Origin of the sequence: Patulibacter sp. NPDC049589 (assembly GCF_040675535.1) — a bacterium.
Taxonomy (GTDB): Bacteria; Actinomycetota; Thermoleophilia; order Solirubrobacterales; family Solirubrobacteraceae; genus Patulibacter.
Genome location: NZ_JBFAPC010000228.1, coordinates 1 through 6782, shown reverse-complemented (window position 1 = coordinate 6782; position 6782 = coordinate 1). Strand labels below are relative to the sequence as shown.

Here is a 6782-nt window from a genome sequence, read left to right as displayed (position 1 = left end):
GGCGATCGGCATCGCCTTCCAGCTCTTCGACGACGTCCTCGACGTCGTCGCCCCACCGGAGCAGACCGGCAAGCCGCGCGGGACGGACCTGCTCGACGGCACCGTCACGCTGCCGATGCTGGTCGCCCGCGAGCGCGATCCGTCGCTGCGGGCCCTGGACGTCCGGACGGTCACGACCGCGGAGCAGGCCGCCGAGGTCTGCGACCGGATCGCCGCGACCGGCGCGACGGCGGCCACGGAGGAGCGCGCCCGCGAGCTCGTCGCCGCCGGCCTCGACGCGCTCCCGGTGGGCCTGGACGACGGCCGCCGCACCGCGCTGGGGCTCGTCGCCCGCGGCGTGGTCGACCGCCGCCTGTAGCGGGGGCCGCCGCCGGGCGGTCGTGGCCTGGCGGAGACGGCCCGGTTCGGTCACGGTCCGCCGGTGCGCTGCCGCCGCCCGCAGACGGTGCCCGCACGTGCACGGGCCGGTGCGCGGGCATCCACGGAGCGACAGCGGTCGTTCCCTTTCCGTAGATGACCTGGAAGGATCCCTCCATGCCCCTCGCGTTCATCACCCCCGTGACGGCCGTCGTCGTTCTCGTGGTCGTGCTCCTGGTTCTCGGGCCCAAGCGCCTCTCCGGCGTCGGGAAGTCCCTCGGGTCGAACATGCGGGACTTCCGCGACTCGGTGACGGGCGCGGACGAGAAGGACGACAAGGACCTCCCGGCGGCTCCCCAGGACCGCAACGAGGAGAACGTCACCGGCGAGCCGGTCGACGAGCGGCGTCGCACGCCGCGCGCGTAGCACTCGATGGCGAAGCTCCGGCCGGTCTCCTCGGAGGACCGCTTCACGCTCGTCGAGCACCTCTCGGAGCTGCGGTCCCGCATCATGGTGTCGCTGGCGATCTTCATCGTCGCGTTCGCCTTCGCGTTCTGGCAGAACGGGAATCTCCTCGAGATCATCAACAAGCCGCTCGAGAAGTCGCAGAAGGTCACGGCGAAGCAGTGCACCGGCAAGAGCAACGACAGTCAGCAGTCCGTCTGCTTCGAGAAGGCCGTCTCGGGGGCGCTGAAGGCTCTCGAGCCGCTCGCCACGACGCCCGTCACGGGTGACACCGCGGCGACGACGCTCCAGAAGCGCGCGGCGCTCGACGCGCTGCGCGCCGCCCAGAAGCTGGCGCCGACGAGCACGTCGCGCAAGCCCGTCACCCTCGGCGTGGCGGAACCGTTCTTCCAGACGGTCAACGTCGCGATGTACGGCGCGCTGGTGCTCGCGCTGCCGCTACTGCTCTACCAGTTGTACGCGTTCCTGATCCCGGCGTTCACGAGTCGTGAGAAGAAGGCGATCGTCCCCCTGCTCCTGGGGGTGCCGTTCCTGTTCTACGGCGGCGTGGCCTTCGGCTACTTCCTGGCGCTGCCACGGGCCGTCGACTTCCTCCAGAACTTCAACAGCGACAACTTCGACATCCTGGTCCAGGCCAAGGACTACTACAAGTTCGTGGCCATGTTCCTGGCCGGGTCGGGACTGGTGTTCCAGGTCCCGGTGATCGTCATCGCGATCACGCGGCTCGGGGTGCTGAGCTCCAAGCAGCTGCGCAAGCAGCGCGGGATGGTGCTGATCATCGCGGCGGTCATCGCGGCGGTCATCACGCCGACCCCGGACGCCGTCACGATGCTGCTGATGATGGCGCCCTTGGTGGTGCTGTTCGAGATCAGCGTCTGGATCGCCCACTTCCTGGAGAAGCGCTCGCCCGTGACGGGCATCGGCGGCCGGCTGGCCGAGTGGCGCGAGCTCGGTGAGGACGACGACGAGGACGGGTTCGCCGACGTCGACCTCGCCGACGAAGACGACGACGCGCCGGACGGCGAGGAGCCGGATCCGGAGCTTCTGGGCGACCCGGACGGGCCCCGCCCCGTGGGTCCCGGCGATCCCCCCGCGGTGCGCGGACGGGGTGCCCCCGCGGACGACTGGCAGTCCCGCGCAGACGCCTTCGACGCCGACGATCCGTACGCGGACGACGCCGACGAGGACCGTCCGGCGACGTAGCCCCCGGGGTCGGTGGCGGGTGGACGCTCCCCGCCGTCTATCCTGCCCCCCATGCTCTTCGACCTGCGGGCCCCGGGCCGCAAGCGCGCCGTCCAAGCCGTCTACGTGGTGCTCGCCGTCGTCCTGATCGGCGGCACCATCCTCTTCGGCGTGGGCACCAACGGCCCCGGCCTGTTCAGCAGCGACAACGGATCGTCGAACTCGACGTCGCTGACGGACCAGAACAAGGACCGCCTCGACCAGCTGACCAAGCGCGTCCGGGCGAACCCGCGGGACGCCGAGTCCTGGGGCTCGATCGCGTCGCTGCGCTTCGCGTCCGGCACCGAGCTGATCCCCGCGACGGCGACGACGCCGCCGGCCGACGCGAAGGCCGAGTTCCAGAAGGCCGCCGACGCGTGGGCGAAGTACGTCGCGCTGAAGCCCGACCCGATCTCGATCCAGGTCGCCACGCGCATGGCGACGGCGTTCTCCCCCGAGAACCTCAACCGGCCGTCCGACTGGGCCGACGCCCAGGGCCTCGCCACGCAGGCGCAGGAGGACAAGGCGCAGAAGGAGGGGACGAAGGTCCCCGTCGACACCTACATCGCGCTGCTCCAGGCGCAGTACGCCGCGAAGCGCTCCGACCGCGTGACCGACGCGACCGTCGCGAAGCTCCGCGAGCTCACGCCCAAGAGCCAGACCGCGGCGCTGAACGCCACGATCGCGCTCGCGAAGAACCCGAACGACACCAAGGCCCAGGCCGCGCTGCAGAAGGCCACCGGCGCGGGCACCGCCCCGGGCGGCACCGTGACGCTGCCGGACGAGCCGACGGGCACGACGACCCCGGCGCCCTCCGGCTCCAAGTAGTCCCCGGGCCCCCGGGGACGGACCAGACGACATCGGGCCGGGGCCATCTTGTACGATGCTCGGGCCTCGGTAGCTCAACTGGTTAGAGCAGTGGACTCTTAATCCGAAGGTTGAGGGTTCGAGTCCCTCCCGAGGCACTGAGTGGAAACCCCCGTCACCGACGGGGGTTTCGTCGTTCCGGGGCCGGTGCGCGCGGCCTCTCGTCCCGGCCGCCCGCCGGGTCACGCCCGAGGCGCCGCCGAGAGTTCCCGGCGGGGCTCCGGGCGGCGCGTGCGCGGTCCGTGCGCATCCTCAGGCGCCCGGCAGGCCCGGCTCCGGGGCCGTGGCGTCGCGGCGGGTCTCGATGTGGTCGAGGAAGGCCGCGTACTCCGATGGTGTGCCTTCGTCGGTGCGAAGCGCCCGGACGAAGCGGTCCAGGCCCTCGGCGCTCAGGAGCCCCTCGGCGTGGAGGGCGCGGGCGCGGGCGGCGAGGTCGTCGGCGTGGCTCATCCCGGACTTCTACCCGACCTGTGACCTCGCAGCGAGCCCGGGGCGGCCGGGCAGGCTACTCGACCGCCGGGTCCAGCAGCTCGGCGCCCTGGTTCTTGACGTGGTTGACGCGCTTGGAGGCCGGGGCCAGGGCGACGCGCTGGTCGGCCAGGGGCTGGATCAGCTCGATCGCGTCCTCGGCGCCCAGGTCCGGGTGCAGCCACGCGAGCTCCTCGTCGCGGCCGGAGAGCACGGCCGGCATGCGGTCGTGGACGCGCGAGGCCGGGCCGTTGGCGGTCGTCGTGATGATCGTGACCGTCGTGATCGGCTCGTCGAGGTCGTCGACCTTCGTGGTGTTCACGAGGCCCGCGAAGGCGAACCAGCCGCCGCCGTCGACGGTGTGGTGGAACGGCGCAGGCTTCTCGCCCTTGGCCTCGGCCTTGATCCACTCGTACCAGCCGTCGGCGGGGACGAGGACGCGGTGGGACGCCTTGCCCAGCAGCGGCTTCCAGAGCTTCGACTCCAGGAGCTTGTCGCCCCTCGCGTTGATCGGCTGCAGGCGGTCCTTGGAGGTCTTCGCCCAGCGCGGCAGCAGGCCCCAGCGGGCGGTCAGGCCGCTGAGCTTCCCGTCCTCGGCCCGCTCGACGACGCCGACCTGCTGGCGCGGGGCCACGTTGTAGCGGCCGAGCGACGAGCCGAGCTCCGCCGCCGAGGCGTCGAAGCGGGCGTCGAACTCGGCCGGCTGCCCGGCGGTGGTGAAGCGGCCGCACATCGGCCGAGCGTACCGGGCGGTGGCGCCCTAGACGAGCCGGGCGGGCCAGCCCGCCTGCCCGGGCGGAACCCGGTCAACGACGTCGCGCTCCTCCTCCTGTGAGCAGGAGACGCGCACGCTCGACCGCGGCGTCCCGCCGTCAACCGGCGACCGGCGCCGCCGCGACGACGCGGTCGAGCGCCGTGCGCAGGGCCTGGGCGGTCGACGTCTCGTCGTAGGCCACCAGGCGCCGGCGGCCGCGCTCCAGGAGCTCCGCGCGCAGCGCCCCGTCGGAGAGGACCGTGTCCAGCAGGGCCGCGACGACGCCGAGGTCCTCGTCGTCCGTCAGGAGGGTCGCGTCGCCGCCGACCTCGGAGACGCCGCCGGACGGGCGGCCGACGACGGGCAGGCCGTAGTGGAAGGCCTCGAGGATCGGCACGCAGAAGCCCTCGTGCTCGGACATGCAGCAGAGCACGTCGGCGCCGCGGTAGCGGTCGGCCAGCTCGTCCTGGGTGATCCCGCGCTCCCAGACGAACGCGTCCTTGCCGAGCAGCCGGTCGCCGAGCTCCTGGACCATCGCGCCGTAGTGGTCGTTGACGGGCTCGCCGACGATCCGCAGGGTCGCGTCCGGGCGGTGACGCGCGCGCAGCAGGGCGACGGCGCGGATCAGCGAGTCGTGGCGCTTGTGTGGGCACAGGCGCCCGACGAAGAGGACCTCGCCGCCGCCGGCGGGCGGCTCGCGGCGCGGGCCGGGCTTCCCGTAGCGCTCCGGCTCGAAGAGGATCGGGATGACGGTGTCGGCCCCGAACTCCTCGGCCGTGTAGCGGGAGGCGCCGGCGGGCACGGTCGCGGCGGCCATCACGCGCTCGGCGTCGCGGCGGCCGAGGTAGCACTGCAGGGCGGTCAGCGGGTCGTACTGCCAGAACCACTCCGGCGGCGTGATGTTCTGGCACAGGACCAGCGAGCGGCCGTGGCCCTCGAGCAGGTCGCGCAGGCCCGGCGTGTAGGCCGAGTACTGGGTGAAGACGACCTCGTCGGGGTGCGGCACCAGGGTCCGCATCGGGACGAACTTCTGGCCCATCCGCGGGTCGATGTGGACCGCGGCGTCGACGCCGCCCCAGCCCCACTGGTCGAAGAGGCGGCGGAAGCGCAGCGCCTGGTTCGTGATCGCGTCGTACGGGCCGGCGCCGCCGATCACCTGGTGGACGACGAGGCTCATCGGGGGCTCCCGTCGGGGCGGTCGGCGTCGGCATCCGGCAGGACGGGCGCGGTGGAGGGCCGGTCGACCGGGTCCGGCGGCGGGACGATGCCGGCGCGGTCCTCGAGCTCGGCGACGCGGCCGCGCAGCCAGACGATCTCCTGCTTCATCGCCTGGACCTCCTCGCGCAGCAGCGTGGAGCGCAGCGCCAGGTGCACGTTCAGGCGGTTCTGGACCGACGTGACCTGCGCGTGGTACTGGCCCATCAGGCGCAGCTGGCCCTGCTTGAGCGCGGTGACGGCGCTGCCGACGGGTCCGCGGCGGGTCGAGCGGACCTCGCGCAGGTCGGGCTCGATGACCGCCCACTGGACGAGCTGGTCATCGCTCGGCTGGTCGGAGCGCTCGACCTCGAGGCCCCCGGTCGGGATCGTCGTCGCGGCGTGCTCCGCCGACCGTAGTCGGGCGTGGGCGAGAGCGTCCTCGGGCCTCATGCGTCGTCCTCCGCGGACGGTGTGGGATGCGGGTGCTCGCCGCCGCCCGTGGACGGCACGGGGATGCCGGCGCGCACGGCGGCCTCCGCCGCGGCCTCGGCGACGTGGTCGGTGCCGCGGACGGGCGCGGTCTTGCCCTCGAGCAGCGCGACGTACTGGTCGAGCACGTCCTCGGTGGGCCCGTCGGCGGCGACCCGGCCGCTGTCGAGCAGCACGGTGCGGGCGCAGGTCCGCTGGATCAGCGAGAGGTCGTGCGAGACGAGGACGAGGGTCGATCCGCCGGCGACCTGCGCGGCGATCCGCTCCTCGCACTTGCGCTGGAACGCGCCGTCGCCGACCGCGAGGACCTCGTCGATCAGCAGCACGTCGGCGTCGAGGAACGCGACGATCGCGAACGCGAGGCGCACGAGCATGCCGCTCGAGTACGCCTTCAGCGGCAGGTCGACGAAGTCGCCGAGCTCCGAGAACGCGACCATGTCCTCGATGCGGTCCTCGACCTGCTTGCGGGTCAGGCCGTAGAGGGCGCCGCCCATCATGATGTTCTCGCGACCGGAGAAGTCGCGGCTGAAGCCGGCGGCGAGGTCCAGCAGGGCGGCGACGTGACCGCCGATCCGGACGGAGCCGCCGTCGAGCGGGACGATCCCGGCCAACACCCGCAGCGTCGAGCTCTTGCCGGCGCCGTTGCGGCCGACGATGGCGACGGTCTCGCCCGGCGCGATGTGGAGGTCGACCCCGCGCAGGGCGAAGACCTCCTCGGGGCCGGTGACGCCCTTGCGCCGCGCGCCCGAGCGCAGGACGAGCTCCTTGAGCGTCCGCCCGGCGTCGGCCTGGACGCGGAAGGACCGCGTCGCGGCCTCGAGCTCGATCGTCCCGGCGGGGACGCCGTCCTGCTCGTAGCCGCCGCTCACAGCATCACCGCGAGGTCGCGCTGGAGCCGGCGGAAGAGCGCGGCGCCGACGGCGAGGACCAGGAAGGCGCCGAGGACGAGGTAGAGCATCGTCGC

The 6782-nt window shown here is 72.9% G+C and carries 9 protein-coding genes and 1 tRNA gene; 5 read left to right on the top strand and 5 right to left on the bottom strand.

Annotation, left to right across the window (positions count from 1 at the left end; genetic code table 11):
• The 5 genes from AB0L40_RS25555 to AB0L40_RS25535 form a co-directional block, all read left to right on the top strand.
• Nucleotides 1-358: polyprenyl synthetase family protein (locus tag AB0L40_RS25555; protein WP_364361260.1), on the top strand; the 358-nt coding region annotated here is incomplete at its 5' end.
• 176 nt (nucleotides 359-534) lie between these two features.
• The gene (locus AB0L40_RS25550) at nucleotides 535-783 is read left to right on the top strand and encodes a twin-arginine translocase TatA/TatE family subunit (RefSeq protein WP_364361258.1); all 249 of its coding nucleotides are present in this window, start codon (nucleotides 535-537) and stop codon (nucleotides 781-783) included.
• A gap of 6 nt (nucleotides 784-789) precedes the next feature.
• Nucleotides 790-2025, top strand: a complete 1236-nt coding sequence (gene tatC, locus AB0L40_RS25545; RefSeq protein WP_364361256.1) for a twin-arginine translocase subunit TatC — start codon at nucleotides 790-792, stop codon at nucleotides 2023-2025.
• 51 nt (nucleotides 2026-2076) lie between these two features.
• On the top strand, nucleotides 2077-2871 hold the full coding sequence (locus AB0L40_RS25540; protein ID WP_364361254.1) for a hypothetical protein: 795 nt from the start codon (nucleotides 2077-2079) through the stop codon (nucleotides 2869-2871).
• A 63-nt stretch (nucleotides 2872-2934) separates the two neighbouring features.
• Nucleotides 2935-3008, top strand: a tRNA-Lys gene (locus AB0L40_RS25535).
• A 154-nt stretch (nucleotides 3009-3162) separates the two neighbouring features.
• On the opposite strand, the gene AB0L40_RS25530 is transcribed toward AB0L40_RS25535, so the two are convergent.
• From AB0L40_RS25530 to AB0L40_RS25510, 5 genes are all read right to left on the bottom strand, one after another.
• A complete protein-coding gene (locus AB0L40_RS25530) occupies nucleotides 3163-3360 on the bottom strand; it encodes a hypothetical protein (RefSeq protein WP_364361252.1) in 198 nt (65 codons plus the stop codon).
• A gap of 55 nt (nucleotides 3361-3415) precedes the next feature.
• Entirely contained in the window at nucleotides 3416-4111 is a 696-nt protein-coding gene (locus tag AB0L40_RS25525; RefSeq protein WP_364361250.1) for an SOS response-associated peptidase, read from the bottom strand.
• A 139-nt stretch (nucleotides 4112-4250) separates the two neighbouring features.
• Nucleotides 4251-5309 carry a glycosyltransferase gene (locus tag AB0L40_RS25520; protein ID WP_364361248.1) on the bottom strand — a complete coding sequence of 353 codons (1059 nt, stop codon included), beginning with the start codon at nucleotides 5307-5309 and terminating at the stop codon, nucleotides 4251-4253.
• Nucleotides 5306-5779 (bottom strand): hypothetical protein, encoded by a 474-nt coding sequence (locus AB0L40_RS25515; protein ID WP_364361246.1) that lies wholly within the window; start codon nucleotides 5777-5779, stop codon nucleotides 5306-5308. Before AB0L40_RS25515 ends, AB0L40_RS25520 begins: the two co-directional genes overlap by 4 nt.
• The gene (locus AB0L40_RS25510; protein ID WP_364361244.1) at nucleotides 5776-6687 is read right to left on the bottom strand and encodes an ABC transporter ATP-binding protein; all 912 of its coding nucleotides are present in this window, start codon (nucleotides 6685-6687) and stop codon (nucleotides 5776-5778) included. Before AB0L40_RS25510 ends, AB0L40_RS25515 begins: the two co-directional genes overlap by 4 nt.
• Nucleotides 6688-6782: the final 95 nt, after the last annotated feature.